This window comes from Nocardia sp. NPDC051750 (genome assembly GCF_044453135.1).
GTDB lineage: Bacteria > Actinomycetota > Actinomycetes > Mycobacteriales > Mycobacteriaceae > Nocardia.
Genome location: NZ_JBITCK010000002.1, coordinates 571,743 through 588,380, shown reverse-complemented (window position 1 = coordinate 588,380; position 16,638 = coordinate 571,743). Strand labels below are relative to the sequence as shown.

The 16,638-nt window shown below is 67.5% G+C and carries 21 protein-coding genes; 15 read left to right on the top strand and 6 right to left on the bottom strand.

Annotated features, from left to right (window positions below; genetic code table 11):
• Positions 1 to 37 precede the first annotated feature (37 nt).
• The 3 genes from ACIA75_RS10045 to ACIA75_RS10035 all read left to right on the top strand — a co-directional run bounded on the left by ACIA75_RS10045 (position 38) and on the right by ACIA75_RS10035 (position 2,356).
• Entirely contained in the window at positions 38 to 1,006 is a 969-nt protein-coding gene (locus ACIA75_RS10045; RefSeq protein WP_397102063.1) for an ABC transporter substrate-binding protein, read from the top strand.
• A gap of 320 nt (positions 1,007 to 1,326) precedes the next feature.
• Positions 1,327 to 1,800, top strand: a complete 474-nt coding sequence (locus tag ACIA75_RS10040) for a hypothetical protein (RefSeq protein WP_397102061.1) — start codon at positions 1,327 to 1,329, stop codon at positions 1,798 to 1,800.
• A 181-nt stretch (positions 1,801 to 1,981) separates the two neighbouring features.
• Positions 1,982 to 2,356, top strand: coding sequence for a YciI family protein (locus ACIA75_RS10035; protein WP_397102059.1), 375 nt, complete (start codon positions 1,982 to 1,984; stop codon positions 2,354 to 2,356).
• A 94-nt stretch (positions 2,357 to 2,450) separates the two neighbouring features.
• Here the strand turns inward: ACIA75_RS10035 and ACIA75_RS10030 are convergent, their stop codons facing one another.
• On the bottom strand, positions 2,451 to 3,515 hold the full coding sequence (locus ACIA75_RS10030; RefSeq protein WP_397102057.1) for a helix-turn-helix transcriptional regulator: 1,065 nt from the start codon (positions 3,513 to 3,515) through the stop codon (positions 2,451 to 2,453).
• A gap of 136 nt (positions 3,516 to 3,651) precedes the next feature.
• On the opposite strand from ACIA75_RS10030, the gene ACIA75_RS10025 reads away from it, so the two are divergent.
• Positions 3,652 to 4,170, top strand: a complete 519-nt coding sequence (locus tag ACIA75_RS10025) for a DUF4232 domain-containing protein (protein ID WP_397102055.1) — start codon at positions 3,652 to 3,654, stop codon at positions 4,168 to 4,170.
• A gap of 249 nt (positions 4,171 to 4,419) precedes the next feature.
• Entirely contained in the window at positions 4,420 to 5,679 is a 1,260-nt protein-coding gene (locus tag ACIA75_RS10020; RefSeq protein WP_397102053.1) for a cytochrome P450, read from the top strand.
• Positions 5,680 to 5,894: 215 nt separating this feature from the next.
• Here ACIA75_RS10020 and ACIA75_RS10015 read toward each other — a convergent pair whose 3' ends face one another.
• On the bottom strand, positions 5,895 to 6,125 hold the full coding sequence (locus tag ACIA75_RS10015; protein ID WP_397102051.1) for a hypothetical protein: 231 nt from the start codon (positions 6,123 to 6,125) through the stop codon (positions 5,895 to 5,897).
• Positions 6,126 to 6,333: 208 nt separating this feature from the next.
• Here ACIA75_RS10015 and ACIA75_RS10010 point away from each other — a divergent pair, with 208 nt between their 5' ends.
• From ACIA75_RS10010 to ACIA75_RS09970, 9 genes are all read left to right on the top strand, one after another.
• Positions 6,334 to 6,900, top strand: a complete 567-nt coding sequence (locus tag ACIA75_RS10010) for an RNA polymerase sigma factor (protein WP_397102049.1) — start codon at positions 6,334 to 6,336, stop codon at positions 6,898 to 6,900.
• Positions 6,891 to 7,508, top strand: coding sequence for an Asp23/Gls24 family envelope stress response protein (locus ACIA75_RS10005; protein ID WP_397102047.1), 618 nt, complete (start codon positions 6,891 to 6,893; stop codon positions 7,506 to 7,508). Before ACIA75_RS10010 ends, ACIA75_RS10005 begins: the two co-directional genes overlap by 10 nt.
• Entirely contained in the window at positions 7,505 to 7,873 is a 369-nt protein-coding gene (locus ACIA75_RS10000; protein WP_397102045.1) for an Asp23/Gls24 family envelope stress response protein, read from the top strand. Before ACIA75_RS10005 ends, ACIA75_RS10000 begins: the two co-directional genes overlap by 4 nt.
• Positions 7,873 to 8,199 (top strand): hypothetical protein, encoded by a 327-nt coding sequence (locus ACIA75_RS09995; RefSeq protein ID WP_397102043.1) that lies wholly within the window; start codon positions 7,873 to 7,875, stop codon positions 8,197 to 8,199. Before ACIA75_RS10000 ends, ACIA75_RS09995 begins: the two co-directional genes overlap by 1 nt.
• Before the next feature lie 65 nt (positions 8,200 to 8,264).
• Positions 8,265 to 8,759, top strand: a complete 495-nt coding sequence (locus ACIA75_RS09990; protein ID WP_397102041.1) for an Asp23/Gls24 family envelope stress response protein — start codon at positions 8,265 to 8,267, stop codon at positions 8,757 to 8,759.
• A gap of 31 nt (positions 8,760 to 8,790) precedes the next feature.
• Entirely contained in the window at positions 8,791 to 8,982 is a 192-nt protein-coding gene (locus tag ACIA75_RS09985) for a hypothetical protein (RefSeq protein ID WP_397102039.1), read from the top strand.
• Between the two features lie 5 nt (positions 8,983 to 8,987).
• The gene (locus ACIA75_RS09980) at positions 8,988 to 9,299 is read left to right on the top strand and encodes an Asp23/Gls24 family envelope stress response protein (RefSeq protein ID WP_397102037.1); all 312 of its coding nucleotides are present in this window, start codon (positions 8,988 to 8,990) and stop codon (positions 9,297 to 9,299) included.
• Positions 9,296 to 9,868: a DUF6286 domain-containing protein gene (locus ACIA75_RS09975; protein WP_397102035.1), complete on the top strand. Its 573-nt coding sequence runs from the start codon at positions 9,296 to 9,298 to the stop codon at positions 9,866 to 9,868. The genes ACIA75_RS09980 and ACIA75_RS09975 overlap by 4 nt, the downstream gene beginning before the upstream one ends.
• Before the next feature lie 77 nt (positions 9,869 to 9,945).
• Positions 9,946 to 10,521 carry an alkaline shock response membrane anchor protein AmaP gene (locus ACIA75_RS09970; protein WP_397102033.1) on the top strand — a complete coding sequence of 192 codons (576 nt, stop codon included), beginning with the start codon at positions 9,946 to 9,948 and terminating at the stop codon, positions 10,519 to 10,521.
• A gap of 105 nt (positions 10,522 to 10,626) precedes the next feature.
• Here the strand turns inward: ACIA75_RS09970 and ACIA75_RS09965 are convergent, their stop codons facing one another.
• From ACIA75_RS09965 to ACIA75_RS09955, 3 genes are all read right to left on the bottom strand, one after another.
• The gene (locus ACIA75_RS09965; protein WP_397102030.1) at positions 10,627 to 11,967 is read right to left on the bottom strand and encodes a diguanylate cyclase domain-containing protein; all 1,341 of its coding nucleotides are present in this window, start codon (positions 11,965 to 11,967) and stop codon (positions 10,627 to 10,629) included.
• 56 nt (positions 11,968 to 12,023) lie between these two features.
• Positions 12,024 to 13,199 carry a terpene synthase family protein gene (locus ACIA75_RS09960; RefSeq protein WP_397102028.1) on the bottom strand — a complete coding sequence of 392 codons (1,176 nt, stop codon included), beginning with the start codon at positions 13,197 to 13,199 and terminating at the stop codon, positions 12,024 to 12,026.
• Positions 13,200 to 13,575: 376 nt separating this feature from the next.
• Positions 13,576 to 14,412: an enoyl-CoA hydratase/isomerase family protein gene (locus tag ACIA75_RS09955; protein ID WP_397102026.1), complete on the bottom strand. Its 837-nt coding sequence runs from the start codon at positions 14,410 to 14,412 to the stop codon at positions 13,576 to 13,578.
• A gap of 105 nt (positions 14,413 to 14,517) precedes the next feature.
• Here ACIA75_RS09955 and ACIA75_RS09950 point away from each other — a divergent pair, with 105 nt between their 5' ends.
• On the top strand, positions 14,518 to 14,925 hold the full coding sequence (locus ACIA75_RS09950; protein ID WP_397102024.1) for a winged helix-turn-helix transcriptional regulator: 408 nt from the start codon (positions 14,518 to 14,520) through the stop codon (positions 14,923 to 14,925).
• Positions 14,926 to 15,010: 85 nt separating this feature from the next.
• Here ACIA75_RS09950 and ACIA75_RS09945 read toward each other — a convergent pair whose 3' ends face one another.
• Entirely contained in the window at positions 15,011 to 16,456 is a 1,446-nt protein-coding gene (locus ACIA75_RS09945) for an ATP-binding protein (protein WP_397102022.1), read from the bottom strand.
• Between the last annotated feature and the right edge of the window lie 182 nt (positions 16,457 to 16,638).

Below are 16,638 nucleotides of genomic sequence, written 5' to 3'. Positions count from 1 at the left end.
CACTCGATCGATCGCGCGACGATCACTGTTTCCCCTCGTGGCAAGCGGACTGGTATTCGTGAGCGCCTGTGGTGGTTCCGGGGACGCGAGCCCGGACGCGGCGGCCGGTGGCGGCTCCCCGATATCGATCGAGCACGCCATGGGCGTCACCACCATCGATGGACCCCCGGAAAGGGTCGTCGCGCTGGATCCCAGCTACGCCGACGCCGCGCTGCTGCTCGACGCCCCTCTCGTCGGTTATGTCCAGTACCGCGCGGACCCGGACAACCCCTTCCCGGATTACCTGGGCGATATCGACGACGTGGGCGCCGATTCCGTCAACGTCGGTACCACGGCCGAGCCGAACCTCGAACAGATCCTGGAACTCGACCCCGACCTCATCATCTCGGCGAAGGTGCGGCACGAACCGCTCTACGATCAGCTGTCCAAGATCGCGCCGACCGTTTTCTCCGAAACCACCGGCCCGACCTGGAAACAGAACATCGTCCTGCTCGGCGAGGCGCTGGGCCGGAAGGACCGGGCCGAACAGCTGATCACCTCCTACGAGGAGCGCGCGGCCGCGGTCGGTGACCAGATCCGGGCCGCGAATCCCGATGTCACGTACTCGTTCGTCCGGTTCGCCGGCGAGGACACCGCCCGGCTGTACTCCAGCAACTCGTTCATCGGCGAGATCATGACCGATATGGGCATCCCGCGGCCCGCCGGCGCCCCCGACACCGACGACGCCATCTTCACTCCGCTGTCGGTCGAACAGATCCTGAAGGCAGACGCGGGCATCGTCATGGTCTCGGCCTACACCCCGCCGGGAGACGAGGGTGACTCCAGCCGGGATCAGCAGAAGTCCTTCGAAGCCAACCCGCTGTGGCAGCGCCTTTCCGGTCCCGTCCTCCACGTGGACGACGAACCTTTCGTTCTCTCGGTGAGCATCCAGGGCGCACACGCCTCGATCACCGAACTCGCCGAGCACTTCGGAGTCGACCCGCGCAAGGACCTGATCCCGGCATAGCTCCACTGTTCTCGCCGAACCGGTTACGCCGGCCGGGCCGACAAGATCGGTAATTCTGGGCGGCCGAGCCCGCGTTCGGCCCAGTCACCCCGAGGTGAATGCCACCGTGACGGCCGCCGCCGAAGCTCTCGACACCGACGGCCCCGTCCGGGACCGCCGACTCGGCTCTCGCCTGGCCGAAACTGCCGGGGACCGGACACGAATCCGGTGCCCGTAGCGTTCCCGCGCCCGGAACCGATGGAGGTGGTGGACCATGGACGCCGGGGCGACCGTGGTAGCACAGCCGATCGCATCGGAAATCCGCAGCCGAAGGACCGACCATGTCATCTGAACGAATCGGCAGGTTCGCCGCCGTTGCCGCCGTCACGGGCGCAGTGCTGGCAGCTACCAGCGCACCCGCCACGGCGTCGAATTATCTGCCCGTCGACCTCCCGATGACCTCCACCGCGGCACACGGCCCGGGCTGCGGCGGCGAGGTCTGGGGCGGCGGCAACGTCTACCCGGACGGCGATGTCCCGGGCACTGTCGACCTACAGCTGAAGGGCTGGCTGAAGGTGTTCGGCATCCCGGCCCCGTGGTGTTCGGTCACCGCGACCGTGCACTGGCGCAACCTCGATACCGGGGCGGCCGGGGCGGGTTCGGTATCCCTCGGGCAGGGCAATGGGACGCCGTTCTTCTGGGCGGCCCCGCAGCTGGGCAATATCCGCCTGATCACCGGTGCGGGCCGGGTGACCTTCACCCTCACCACCGACCTCCCGCACACCGGCAGCACCACCACATTCACCGTGTACTGACCGGATGTCGGCGCCGTCCGCAATCTGATCCGGGCGCGGACGATTCTCGATCCCAGACGGCACCCCCGGTCGATAGACATCTGCCGGTGATCGCCCGATCGCACGCCCGATGAGTTTCCGGTGCGGTATCCGTCTACACCGACAACAACACAACGGAATCATCCGCTGAAGGAGAACCCTTATGCCGCAGTACTTTCTGACCTTGCCGCACGACACCGCGGACGAACCCACCATGGAATCGATGCAGGACATGGACCCCGCCGAACTGGAAGCGATGATGGCGGCAGTGGGCGAGTTCAACAACGCGTTGATCGAGGCAGAAGCGTTCGTCACGGCCGGCGGACTGCACCCACCGTCGACTGCGATCACCGTCGACGCCACCGGAGACACCCCCACCCACACACCGGGCCCGTTCGTCGACGCCACCGAATACGTGGGAGGCTTCTGGATCATCGAAACCCCCGACCGGGCCACCGCACTGACCTGGGCCGAACAGTGCTCGGCAGCAGTCGGGTCGCGGATCGAGGTCCGGGCGCTCCAAGAAGCACCGGAGTAGGAAACGTAGCGGGGTGGGTCGCCACACAGCCGCCCATGCGGTAGCTGCGGCTCAGTCGGTTTCGACAGGCGTCAGGGTGAATCCGTCGTTCGGCTTACCACCGAGGAAGTCGGCCGGCCCGCCGCTCAGTGCGTACGTCGTTCCCCGGCGCGGAGAGCTTCACCGGCTGTGCCTCTTCGGGGTGCTGGACGGGGACCCGGACCAGGGAGCCTTCGGCCATGGCGATGATCAGCTGGTCACCCTCGACCCATTCCACCGCGGCCATGCCCACGCCGTTCAGGAAATCGGGAATATCGAGCTTGCCCTGGAGCAGGTCGCTCTGCAGGAAGATCGAGGCGCGGCCCTCCTGGTCGATGCGGAATATCGTCGGGGTCAGTTCGTCGACGGCGTACGCGGTGCCGTCGGGCGCCAGTTGCGGTACGTCCAGCTCCCCGACCAGCGGATGGCGCATCCGGTACTCGGCCATATCCCAGGCGCGGACCCGGTGCTCGGCCCACAGCGTGGCGAATTGCGGGCTGTGCATCGTCAACTCACCGATGAGGGACGCCGGCTGCGGATCGTTCGGGTACTCGCCGACCACCTGCCGAAGCTTGCCCACCACATCCCGCGCCTTCCTGGGCCAGTCCACATACAAGTCCCGGGTGTGGGCGTCGAGGAACACCATCCGGGCCGTATTGGGTCGCGTGGCCGCCCGTTCCGGGCTGTCCGGCGCCAGATGCCCGGCGAACAACGCATGCCCGGCACGGTTCCACGCCAGCACATCCGAGCGCCGGCCGATGACGATCACGGGTGAATCCCCGAACGCGTCCACCAGTTGGCGCACCGCCGCGGTGACCCGCTCGGCGGGGAGCCGGCGGCGGCTCTGCCGGGCATCACCGGACAGGGTGTGCAGGTGACGCCGCCCCGCATCATCCAGCCGCAGCGCCGTCGCCAGCGCGTCGAGAACCTGCGGTGAGGCGTTGAGCAACAGCCCCTGTTCCAGCCGGATGTAGTAGGCCACGCTGACACCGGCCAGCTGAGCCAGCTCCTCCCGCCGCAATCCCGGCACCCGGCGCCGGTCGCCGTAGTCCGGCAACCCCACATCCGCCGGCTTCAACTGTGCCCGACGCGTGGTCAGGAACTCACCGAGGTGGGACTCGCCGTGCGTTGTGTCGTTCATGCGACCGAGTATTGCCAATGTCCCCACGTCCAGCCTGCCCCTGCGAGTAGTAGTCACCGAGCCGCCCTTGCTCCCCGCATCCGGGCGAAATATCTGTTCGAATGGAGTGGTGATGAATCGAATTTCGAAAGGAACCATGACGTCGACGAAGTGGCGGGCCGCGGGCGCGGCCGGCGCCGCGGTGGCTGCCCTGGCGGCGGTGATGATCCCGGCGGCGACCAGCGTGGCCGCACCGGCACTGTGTACTGCGGAGACGCTGAACCTGAGCACCCGCGAACGGCCATCCGACTCGCCCGGCCAGAGCACACTGGAGATCGTCCTGACGAACACCTCCGCGCAAACCTGTGCGGTGCAGGGATTCCCGGGCGTCGACCTGACCGGCCCGGACGATCCGGCCTTCGGCCCGACCTACCAGCTGCCCCGCCAGGACGTGAATTTCGCACCGGTGACGGTGGACCCGGGCGCGAAGGTGAGCAGCCTGCTCACCTACCTCCCGGGCGGCCCGGGCGGCTGGGTCCCCACGACGATCGTCCTGACCCCGCCGGACACCACCACCCAACTGCAGGCCCCATGGCCGGCGGGCGTGAGCGTGCAGCGCCAGGACGGCGCCACCCACCCGGGCACCTACATCGGCCCCCTGCAGCCGGCGTCCTGAACCACCCGTTGACCGCCGCGCCGGCTCGTCGGCGCGGCGGTCCCGCCGTCGCAGGGCAAGCCCGGGCGGCGGAAAGATCTGCGGGCGAACACGAAGCCGCGCATCGGAGATCGACTACGAAATGATCAATTCCGGGCGGTTGGTTCAGATCAGGCGTCTTCCTGGATTAGTCTCGCCTCGGCCGTTCCGGTGGCGTCGGCAGAGCCGCTTTCGGGCGCCACATCCGCCTGCGCATATGGAGTGACACAGTTGATTTCGCCGCCGTCCGACGATCGGACCACCGTACTTCCGCTCATCCACGGGTCGCCCCAGAGCACGGACGGGCCCCGGGTTCCGTTCTACGCCGAGGAGATCGCCCAGGAACCGCATCGCGCCTATCGCGAGATGCGCAGCCGATACGGCGCGTTGGTACCGGTCGATCTGGCACCCGGCGTCCCGGCGACTCTCGTCGTCGGCTATCACGCCGCGGTCCGCATCCTCAACGACCCTGAGCACTTCCCGGCGGATTCCCGTATCTGGCAGCAAGGAATCCCGCGCGATTGCCCCGTCCTCCCGCTACTGGAATGGCGCCCGTCGGCTGTCCGGAATTCCGGCCACGTGCATGCCCGGTACCGGCAGGCAACTGTCGCCGGGGTGAACGGTGTCGATATGTTCTCGCTGCACAGCCGAGTGGAAAAGATCGCCGTCCCACTCATCAACGCCTTCTGCACCACCGGTTCGGCGGAACTCATCACCCAGTACGCGTTTCCGCTCACCTTCGCGCTCATCAACGACATACTGGGCTGTCCCGCCGAGATCAGTCGACGTGCGGCGGCAGGAATGGCCACAATGATCGAGGGGTCGTCAGCGTCCGCCGGCGAAGGCAACGCCATGCTGGAACAGGCCATGGCCGATCTGGTGAGCTTGAAGAAGAACCAACCCGATGAGGACGTCGTCACCCGGATGGTGCACGACCCGGCGAACCTCGACGACGAGGAGATGCTGCACAATGTCTACAGCTTCTACGGAGCGGGGATCGAACCACTGCAGAACCTGATCGTCAATTCACTCCGGCTGATACTCACCGACGAGCGTTTCGCGGGCGGCATACTCGGCGGGAGCCAATCGACCCGGGATGCCGTGGACGAGGTGCTGTTCACCGACCCACCGGTAGCGAATTACGCGGTCTCCTTCCCTCGCCAGCCGATTCTGATCGACGGCGTCTGGCTACCCGCACATCAGCCGGTGATGATCAGCATCGCCGCATGCAACAACGATCCGGCGATCGATACCGGGGAGTACACCGACAACCGCGCCCACCTCGCCTGGAGCATCGGAGCGCATACCTGCCCGGCGAAAGAGGTGGCCTACCTGATGGCGCAGGAGGCAATCGACCAGCTGCTCGACGCACTGCCCGAACTGCGCCTCGCCGTACCGGCCGGGGAGCTCACCTGGCGCCCCGGAGCATTCCAGCGTGCACTGACCGCACTGCCGGTGACGTTTCCCGAATCCGCACCGCTGACGATCTAGCGACCTTCGGCGGGTCGATACGCAATTGTGGCATCCGAATCGGAACCCCCACGGTCGCCGGCCCCGCTGCCGATAATCATCCGGAACGTGTGAAGCCGGACCTCGATCCCGGGCCGTAGCGTTCGATGCGCCCAGGCCGAATGTGGCCGTCCGTATCCCACCGGCGCGAGGATTGACGATGGCAGCGACCTTGTCCGACCGCGGCCGCGGTGCCGTTATCGCGCGCTCCGCAGAATTTTCGAAACCGCCGCAAGCCCCACGGCGATACCGGCCGCCGAGACAACCGTGGCCACCACCGAGCCCGTCAACATGGCGATGCCTGCGGCGAAGAGCAGGCACATGGCCAGGGCGAGCAGGGCGGTCACCCACTCCACCCCGGCTATCCGGATGGTCCGGCCACGCCGGGGTGTCGGGTGTTCGGTACTCGGGACACTGCGCGGATCCATAGGCAAATACCTTCCGTATCGCTCCGTTATGTGGGAGTCGCTCGGTCATAACGACCCAATCGGACGGTGAACCGCACGGGACAGCCGTGGTGACAACGGTCACAGTGCCGTGGGGGCTCTGTTTCCGAGCGGCTACCGAATTCTTCGGCAGTCGGCGTGACGATCTCCCGGCCGCGGTGTCTTACCGAGAGGCGGTGGAGGAGGTGAGATGACCACGATCGAATCGGCACCGGCGGCAGGTCCCGACGACGTCACCCTGGTGAGCCGGGCACGCGACGGTGACGTCCACGCCTACGAGGTCCTGGTGGTGCGCTACCAAGCCCGGATGTTCCGGCTGGCGGTGAAGATGCTGGCCGATCGTGGCGAGGCCGAGGACGTGGTGCAGGAGGTTTTCCTGCAGGCGTGGCGGCGCCTGTATCAGCTCACCGACGACGGCGCGTTCGTCGGCTGGCTGTACCGCATGACGACCAACCGCTGCTTGAACGTTATCCGCACCCGGCGGCCACTCGCCGAACTCGACCCCGATTCCACCGAATCGGCGCGCGCGGACACCCAACCCGAGCACGCGGTACAGGTGAGCACGCAACTCACGGCCCTGAACGCGGCGTTGCAGGAGCTCACCCCCGAACAGCGAGCCTGTTGGCTGTTGCGGGAAGTGGACGGGCTCGCCTACGACGAGATCGCTTCGATCATCGGCGTGACGGGCACTGCCGTCCGGGGACGTATCGCGCGGGCGCGAGCCCAATTGTCCGAGGTGATGAAGCCATGGCGGTGAACGAAACGACCGAACGCAACCATCTCCTGCCCTGTGGGCGGGGACTGGAGCAGGTGTGGCAGCGGCTCGACGACGTGGAAGCCGGACACGCCGACGCGCACGAAGCTTCCTGCCCGCACTGCCGGGCCGCGCGCGAAAGCCTGCTGGCGCTGCGGGCCGCGACCCGGGAGCTGATCGACGAACCCGAAGAAACCCCACCGGACCTGCTCGGACGCATCATGTCCGCGGTACGCGCCGACGCGCGCCGGGGACGCATGCTGACGCTACCGGCCCCGCACCCCGGCGAGATCCGGGTGAGCGAGCAGGCAGTGGCAGCAATCGTGCGTTATGCGGCCGATTCCGTGCCCGGGGTGCGGGCCCGGAATTGCCGGGTGCGGCAGGCGCCGGCCGAATCCGGTGGCCGGCCGGCGATGGATGTGGAACTGACGATCGCGGTGCGGTTCGGGACCGCATCGCTGGATGAGGTGCTGCCGGACGTGCGCGCCAGGGTCGCCGCGGCGCTGCCCGACCGCATCGGCACCACTCTGCGCAGACTCGATGTCCACGTGGGCGATTTCTACGACGAGACCCCTGAGTCCGGCCCCGGCGGATCGGAGGGACGGAAATGACCGGAGACAAGCTCTCGATGGTGGTGACACCTACGGTGATCGCCGCGGTCGCCGCCCGCGCCGCCGCGGCCACGCCGGGCGTCGCGCGGCTGGAACCGGGAGTGCGCGGCCTGCTGGCCGTAATCACCCGCGCGAGCAGGCAGCGCTGGACCGATGCCGATCCGGCGCCCACCGAAGGGGTTCGCGTGCGGGTTACCGGCGCGAGTCTGATCGTGCACGTCGATATCGCCGTCCGGGCGGACCTGCCGGCCGCCGAGGTGGGCCGCGCCGTGCAGGAACACGTGGCCCGGGACGTGGACATGCACACCGGTCAGCCGGTGGACGCGGTCTGCGTGCACATCCTCGATATCGAACCGGAGCTGTGATGGCCGACGAACAGATCATCGACGGAATCCTCGGCGCGCTGGAGAACGTGCCCGGCCTTCGGCCCGCCGCGCCCCTCCTGGGCGATAAGGCCTCCTGGCCGTGGGACACCCGGCAATACGCCGTCGACCTCGGCGCGGACGTGGTCGAGGTGCGGGTCGTGTCCGAGGTGCTGCCGCTGCCGCCGCTGCTGGAACGGGCCGGGAGGGCCATTCGCCCGGTGCTCACCGGCAGCCGGTGGGAACAGGCCGAGCTACGGCTCGTGGTCACCGAACTCGATACGGCGGCGGTCGAGGAAGGAGCCGATCAGCTCGGTGCCGGCGCGTGACATCTGCCCGGTTCCGGTGTCGAACACAGTGAGGTCCAGCAATCCCGATCCGATCAGGAGAAGAAATGACCGCTCCAACCAGTGCAAAGACCATCACAGGGAACAACGTCGGCAGTCGCGGGGCCGACCAGGGGCCCGAAGGCGCGGCGCGGAAAGCCAACCCGCTGGTCACCGACCAGGGCACCACCACCATCGCCGATGTGGTGGTGGAGAAAGTGGCCGGGCTGGCGGCCCGCGAGGTCCAGGGGGTGCACGATCTCGGTGGCAACACCGCCCGGGCGCTGGGCGCCTTGCGGGAACGGATCCCCGGCGCTTCGGCCAGTACCGGTCAGGGTGTCACGGTGGAGGTGGGCGAAACCCAGGCCGCCGTCGATCTGCAGATCGTCGTCGAGTACGGGGTGGCGATCGCCGAGGTGGCCCGCGTCGTGCGGCGCAATGTGATCACCGCGATCGAGCAGATGACCGGACTCGAGGTCGTCGAGGTGAATATCAATGTCAACGATGTCTACATTCCCGGTGACGACGACGAGCCCGATACCGGCACCGGCCGGGTGCAATGAGCCGGGCCGCCGCAGCGGAGAGGAGTGCACGATGAACGCCACATCGATAGGCCTGGCGATCGGTCTCGCGCTCGGTTTCGCCGCCGCCTTCGGCGGTTTCGGCGCATTCCTGATCGTGCTCGTGTTCGCGGCCGCCGGCCTGCTGGCCGGCCGATGGCTCGACGGTGAACTGGACCTGAGCGCGGTGCTGCGATCGGCGCAGCGGAACAGCGGCCGGCGGTGACCGCGGTGAGCACCGGCTTACCGGGTGTGACCACGGTCAGCGGCCGGGCGGTCCGGCGGATCGCCGCGCGGGCAGCCCGCGAGGTCGCCGGGGTCGCCGGGCCGGTCTCGGTCGACGCCGCTGTCTCCGGGGACCGGACTGCGCTCGATATCCGGCTGCCGATCCTTTATCCCGAACCGGTGGGCCGGGTCACCGATGCCTGCCGTGCGCATCTGCAGCGACGCACCGCGGAACTGACCGGACTCGCTGTCTCCCGGATCGATATCGTGGTGACCGAACTGGCTGCCGCAGCGGCCCGGGCCGGGAGAGTGCGGTGATCCGCAGATCCCGGCGTACGCTACCCGCCGTCCTGGTTGCGCTGGTGCTGGCCGCCGGATGCGTCGCGGTGATCGTCTCGCTGGCGCAGCGCGCGGCCGGCACCCGCGAATATCTCTCCTACGACGCTGTCGCGCGCGAACTGCACTCGACCGCCTGGGGCGAGTGGCCGGTCCTGGTGGCCGGTCTCGCGCTGCTCGGCGCCGGCGTGCTGCTGCTGGCGGCGGCGATCCTGCCGGGCAGGCCGAGGTTGCTGCCGTTGAACACCGATGACGATATGGATGCCGGGGTGCCCGCCGGCGATCTGCGGGCCCTGCTGCGGGACGATGCGACAACAGTGGACGGGGTAAGTTCCGCGCGAGTTACCCTCCGGCGCAGCACGATCCGGGCTGTCGTCGACACCGACCGCAGCCGCGGGCACTCGGAGATCGCGGACGAGGTCTGCACGGTGCTGAGCAACCGTATCCAGCAGCTCGGGCGGCCGGCGCGGCGTGTGCAGACCCAGGTGACCGGCCCCCGGAGCGTATCCAGTGGCAGACGTGCCACCGGAATCGTCGCACCGAATTCTTGACAGGCCGACCGAGATGGTCCGGCGGTGGACCGCGGATCCATGCGCCTCGATTGCGGATTGGGAATGGGAGAGTCCGGATGACCTATGCGAATCGCCCGGCGAGACTGAATCGGATAGTGCTCGCGCTACTCGGGGTCGCACTACTGACCGCTGGTGTACTCGCACTCGCCGCCTATTCGGGCCGGCTGGGCTGGACAGACACGGAGACACCCCTGGTGCCGGGAACCGCGGCCCCACCGGGCTGGGTGTTCTGGCTCGTGATCACGGCCGCCACGCTGCTGGCCCTGCTCTGCCTGCGCTGGCTGGTGGCGCAGCTGCACCGGATGCCGAAACCGGTGTCGTGGCGAATGGAGGCCGACGGGTCTGCCGGGCGGACGGTGTTGTCGTCGCGCACGGCGGCGACCGCGGTGGCCGCCGATATCGAGTCCTTCGGTGACGTGAGCAGAGCCGATGCATGGCTGGCAGGCCCCCGCGCGACCCCCGAACTCCATCTCGTGGTCACTGCCGAGCCCGACGCCGATATCCCCCTGTTGCGCCGCCGGATTCACGACGAAGCAGTCACGCGACTGTGCCGGGCTCTCGAGGTCGGCGAACTGCCGGTGCGGCTGGAGCTGGGTTTCGCCGGTGCCGGGCAGCGCACCCGGTTACGGTGATCCCGCGTCCACCCCGGCTTGCCGGCGAGGTCGATCGTGCTCGGCCGCCTCACTCACGTCCGTGTCTATCGCTCCAGTGCAGGCCGTCGTCGATGACCGGCTCGCTCACGAGTTGTGCGCCGAGTCGGCGGAACCTTCGGCGGGTCGATACTCGATCGTGGTGTCCGACTCGGGAGCCCCCTCGGCCGGGAGGGTGTGCAGTACCCATTGCGCTTTGCCGCTGTTCTTGGCCTGATACAGCCCGGTATCGGCAGCGTCGAGCAATACCTCCGCTTGTCCGCCCTCGACCGTGGTCACCACCGCCCCGATACTCGCCGAAACCTGCAGCCGGTGATCCCCGGTGACGACCGGATCGGTCAGGGCCTCGAGCAGCCGATCGGCGACCTGAGCCATCCGATCGTCGTCGACCGGCGGCGGGACGAGCGCCACGAATTCGTCCCCGCCGATCCGCGCGACAAGGCAGCCGAACCCTTCCACACTCTCCTGGAGCCGGCCCGCGACCGCGGTGAGCACCTTGTCTCCGGTGCCGTGGCCGTAACGATCATTGATGTACTTGAACCGATCCAAATCCACGAAGCACAAGCCGATCCGGTCCTGCGGGTCCGCGTCGCGGATCGTCGCGTCCAACTGCTCCAGCAACCGACGCCGGTTCGGCAGACCGGTCAATGGGTCGTGCCGCGCCTGGCGGTGCAACTCCTCCCGCATCCGGTGCTGCTCGGTGACGTCTTCGCCTATGGCCAGCAGATAGTTCGGATGTCCCACCCCGCCCTCGACGAAGGTGATGGAGAACGAGGCCCACCCGTAGCTTCCGTCGGCGCGGCCGATCTGCTGCTCCAGCTTCACCGCACCTTGTTTATGCGGCACCAGCCGTTCGTAGACCAGCCGGCGGATGCGTTCCCGGTCCTCGGGGTGGGCGAATTCGTAGACCGAAATACCGCGGAGTTTCTCGGCGGGAACACCGATCATATCCGCGAGAACCTGGTTGACGTCGAGCAGCACACCGTTGGTATCGCCGACCGCTATGGCCACCGAGGCATTGTCGAAAACCACCCGGAATCGGTCGGCCGCCCGCTGCGCGGCTTCGGGCGAGTCCGGTGCGGCGAACATCATCTGCCGCCGGACGCCGAACCCCTCACCGAGTTTGGCCAGCAGTACCGACAATCTCCGCATTCGTTCGGGATCGGAGCTCGGCCCGGCCAGGGACCACAGGATCGGAGCGGAGGTGGCAACCACATCCGTGGTGGTCAGGCCCGACGCCGCCAGGGCCGCGCCGGCCCGGGCACCGGCACCGGGATCGAAGGACGTCGCGGTGAGAGCATGGGCAAGGTCGTGTACCAACCAGTACAGCAACTGATCGATATCCTGCGCGGCGGGCGCGGGGCCGCTGGTAGCACGTAGCGCCCGGGACCATGATCGAACCAGCTCGCCATGCTCCACCTCGTCCATCACGCCCCTTCGTCGACCAGCTGTTCTTCGCCGCGTTTGCCGCCACGGACCATCGCCTACCGAGCGGCAGCGTGGCCGCCCCGGTGATCACCATCATTGCTCATCGGCCTACCCTCCGGTCGGATGAGGTAGTTCTCCGTGAAGATGCTGTCACCCTTGTACCGGGTGGTGGCCAGTTGCCAGACCCAGCTGGCCTGGACACACGAGGTGAGGTCGGCGAGATGCACACGCACTTGCGCCCCGAGATCCGTCTCGGCCAGGCCCGGCTCGCGGCAGCGGTCCCGGAGCGCATCGGAGCGACGACGGAACTCGGTGAGGCGGTCCCGGACGGCAGCACCGGCGGCTCGGACCGCGTCGGCGAGCGTCGCCCCGGGGGTGTTCAGTAGGCAGGCCGGGACCAGATTGAAGTCGGACCGATCCGCGATGCACTCCTTCTCGAAGGAGAACATATCGTTCATCAACGCACCGATCTCCGCGGTGAGCACCTGTAATCGGCGCAGGTCCGAGGCCAATCCTGCCCCGGACAGCTGTTCGGGCCTCAGGTAGCTGTCGCGGCCGAATTCGCACAGGGCGATCGCCGGATACATCCCGGACACCTGCGCACGCAGATCGATGTATTCGGCAACGGTCAGCAGATCACCGCGTGCCCGGGCATTCTGATCCCGGATCGCGGTCTGTAGATGGTCCAGGGTCGAGACCAGGAATTCGTCCAGCCACCGCGGGTCCGCCAGGTCTCCGATGCCGGTCAGGAACTCGACCGTCGCCGTCTCGACCGGGGTCGTGGTTTCCGGGGGGATCCGGGTCTCCAGTAGACGGCACAGACTGGCGAGTTCGTTTCGCGCCCGGTGTTGTTCGGCATCGGTCAAGTGACCGTACTTCTCGCGCCCGACGGTGTCGTTGAGCCAGAACAGGATGGCGTTGAACAATCCGATGAAGGTCAACCGCTGGGCGCTGATCGGGTTCGGATGCAGGTACGGCGTCATACTGTTGTAGTGCGCGCCGCCGGGCTCCAGCCAGATCCCCTGCTCCCGGCAGTACCGCTCCACCTCGCCACACGCCTGCGCACCGAATTCGCTGGGCCGGAATTCTTTGCAGTAGTCGGCGATATCGCAGTCCGGTGTGCTGAACAGCTCCCGCAACGACCACGGTTCGCCGGTGCGTACCCAGGTTTCGTGCTGTGCCCGCATATCCGTGATCTCACACTCGAGCGCCGATGTATACCGAGAAGCCACGACAGCTCTCCTCCCGCCTATTCGAAACCCTCTCAGTGTGATTCACCGACAACGCAGTGTCACCCCCGCCCGACCGGCAACGCCCCGAACGAACACCGTGCGGCGGCCCACTGCACCTCGACGCGCCGCCGACCGCAGCACGGTTATTCCGGTGAATCGGTACGCAGTCGGCCGAAACGGTCCGCCGCCGGCGCGGGTGGCCCCGGGTCGAGTCGCCGACGGTCGGTACCGTCCTTGGCCCCGCCGGAGTGGCGCCAGGTGCCGGATGCCGGTAGGGCGGGACGAGGGGCGGAGCCGCCGGATCCTGGCGAGATCCACATCGGATGCCAGGCTGGTCCGCCCCGGTATGCCCTCCGTGATATCGACGGCGCCTCGGCTAACGTGCAGCCGAACGCATGAGTGCCTCGAGGTCGGTCTCGCCCTCGGGGGTCTGAGCTCCGTGCCGCAGGGCCCCGTCCATGAGACGTAGGGCATCCGGACCCGCAATAAGGGCAGACCATTCGGTCTCTTCCTTCGCATAACCAGTGCTCAGGTCCGCGGGCGGAAGTACGGACTTGACCGCCTCGACAACTCCTGCCGGAAGGTCCGCGATGTTTCGCGCGATGCGGTCGACGAAGGCGTCCAGCTCGGCGGCGGGCACGGCGCGGTTGATCCAGCCGTACGCCGCCGCGGTGTCCGCATCGAACAGGTCTCCGGTCAGGACAGTCTCCAGGGCGCGGTTGCGCCCGACACGCTCACGCAGGTACTGGGTGCCGCCGCCGCTGGGCACGATGCCCATGAGCGATTCGATCTGGCCGATACCGGCACTCTCGCGGGCCGCGAAGCTCATGTCCGCGGCCGCGACGAACTCGGCACCACCGCCGCGCGCCTTCCCGGCGAGCTTGACGATGGTCACCTGCGGGTGGTTCCGCAGCAGCTCGCCGACGGCCTGGAACGCATTGATCCCCCTCGGTGCGGCGGCCGCGATGAGGTCGGCGAGGACCTCTTCCTGATCGAGGATATGCATATCGACGTGCGCGAGGAAGAAATCGGGGTTCGCCGAGGAGAACACCACGACCCGCACCGACGAGTCCGCGGCGAGCTCCCCGAGCGCGTCGGCGAGCTCGCGCATCATGACGGCACTGATGACGTTCACGGGTGGGTTGTCCAGGACGATCTCGGCCACGCCGCCGCTCGTGGTGACGTGCAGGGTCGAGAAAGAGCCGGTGCTCATCGCTTCTCCGTTCGTATGCCCTAGGCATGTAGGTTTGCGTTGTATACCTACTGTCCGGCCCGCGAGGGAATCGATCAAGAACGCACTTCGGAGGTACCAGGGCACATGGAGGACACTGCTTCGTACGCCGCCCACGCAGCGGAGAAGATCGTTTTCGCGGTCGACTGCCCGAGCCGCCCGATCCTGGATCAGATCGCGGACAAATGGTCGATGATGGCCATGTCGGTGCTCGAGAATCCGACCCGGTTCAACGAGCTGAAGCGCCGCCTCGAGGGCGTGACACAGCGGGTACTCACCCAGACACTGCGCAGACTCGAACGCAACGGCATGATCGAGCGCCGGGTCCTGCCGACCTCTCCGGTCGGCGTGGAGTACTCACTGACACCGCTCGGCAAGTCGCTCCGGGAGCCGTTCGGCCGGCTGTACGACTGGACAGTCGCGCACGCGCCGGATATCGAAGCGGCCCAGGCACGCTACGACAGCCGCAGCACCTCCCCCGGCACCGAACACTGACTACAACGGGGATCAGCCGCGAGCTGTGGCAGATTCGGCCGACAGTCCGTCCGATCCACCGCTGACCGGCCAGCAACATGGCCGATCATCGCCCCGAGGAGTCCGGTGGGCCGCTGGGCTGCCACGCCTGGATCAGGTCCGCCGGGGTGAATGCGGCCTCGATGTGCTGGGTGGTGACTCCGGACCGTGCGACGGCGACCAGGGGGATCGGTTCGTCGGTCACGCGATGACGGTGGTACTGAAGTGCGGTCAGATCGTGGGTGTCGAATGGGGAATTCTCCAGCCATTTGATGGACCCGAGGAAGGCAATCTCATGTGCGACCGGCTCGCGATCCGCGCCGACGATATCGATTTCGACGTCGTTGCTGCGAGTCCAGTAGCCGCCGATCGCGGGGACCGCCGGGATGCCCTGCGCGGGCAGCAGACGCGCGAGCGCCTCCCGGACCAGCGGTTCCACGGCCCGGCCGCGCCAGCTCGTCCAGCCACGACGGATTCGCTCGAGAGTGAGGTCCGGACGCCTCCGGTCCAGCTCGGTGAGATGCGGCCCCAGGAAGGTCAGCCAAAAGCGAAGATATGGGTCGGTGATGCGGTATCGCCGTTCTTTCGAGGGCGTGAGGCTGATGGGAAGCTCCGCCGCCACAACACCTTTGGTGGTCAAGAGCTGCGCGGCCCGCGTGAGCGTCGAGTGTGAGATACCGCCGGCGGCCCGGGCGATATTGGTGAAGCTGCGTTCGCCGCTGCCGATTGCCGCCAGGACTTGACGGGCCTGGGTGTGATCCGGGAATTCGGCGGCGAGGGACAGCTGCGCGGAGACAACCAACGGGCTCACCGGGTCTGCCAGCTCTCGGGAGAGGAATGCTTCGACATCATCGCCCGCCCGCCACCGCGCTGCGATGACCGGTAGTCCTCCGGTTACCAGGGCCGCGTCGAACGCGGCCGCCGGCTCCAGGCCGGTCATGGCCGCCACATCTGCGGGGTTCAACGGGCCCAGCCGCATTTCGGTGCCGCGCTGGTGGAACGGGCGTCCATACGAGGTGAGCGCCTGCATCATGGCCAAGTCGGAGCCGATGAGAATCAGCAGCACCGGCTTGCGGCACAGTTCGCGGTCCCACGCCCGTTGCAGAACGCTTTCGAACGCACCGTCGGGGTCCATCAGGTACGGCACTTCGTCGAGCACCACCACGCTGGGCTGATCCGTCGGCAGAATACCGGCGAGCTGCCGCAACGCCGCGGTCCAGTTTCCGGGCAGCGCCTCGGCGAAGACATCGGCATCGGGCAGCGACGAGCTCCGCACTTCGTCGACAAACGACGCGAGTGGATCGGCGCCGAATCCGATCTCGCTGGTGTAGTAGACGTTCGGCACCCGGTTCCGGTCTACGAACTCTTCCACCAACGCGGATTTGCCGATCCTGCGTCGGCCGCGCAGGACCAGACACCGACCCGGCCGCGCGGTTCCCATTTCTGCCCGCACCCCGGTCAGCGCGGTGCTGAGTGTGTCCAGCTCATGCTGCCGTCCGATGAAGTCAACCATGCGCACCCCCAAACCGGGCCCATTACTATCGCTACCGATAGTATCGCTACCGATAGTATCGGACGAGGAAGCGTCAGTGGGGAGTCCTCCACCCCAGGCGGTGCGCACGCTGCGCCGATCTCGCCCCGAACCCATCGCCGGAGGATCACATCGACGTCCACACCCGTCGAAAGAGCTTCAGG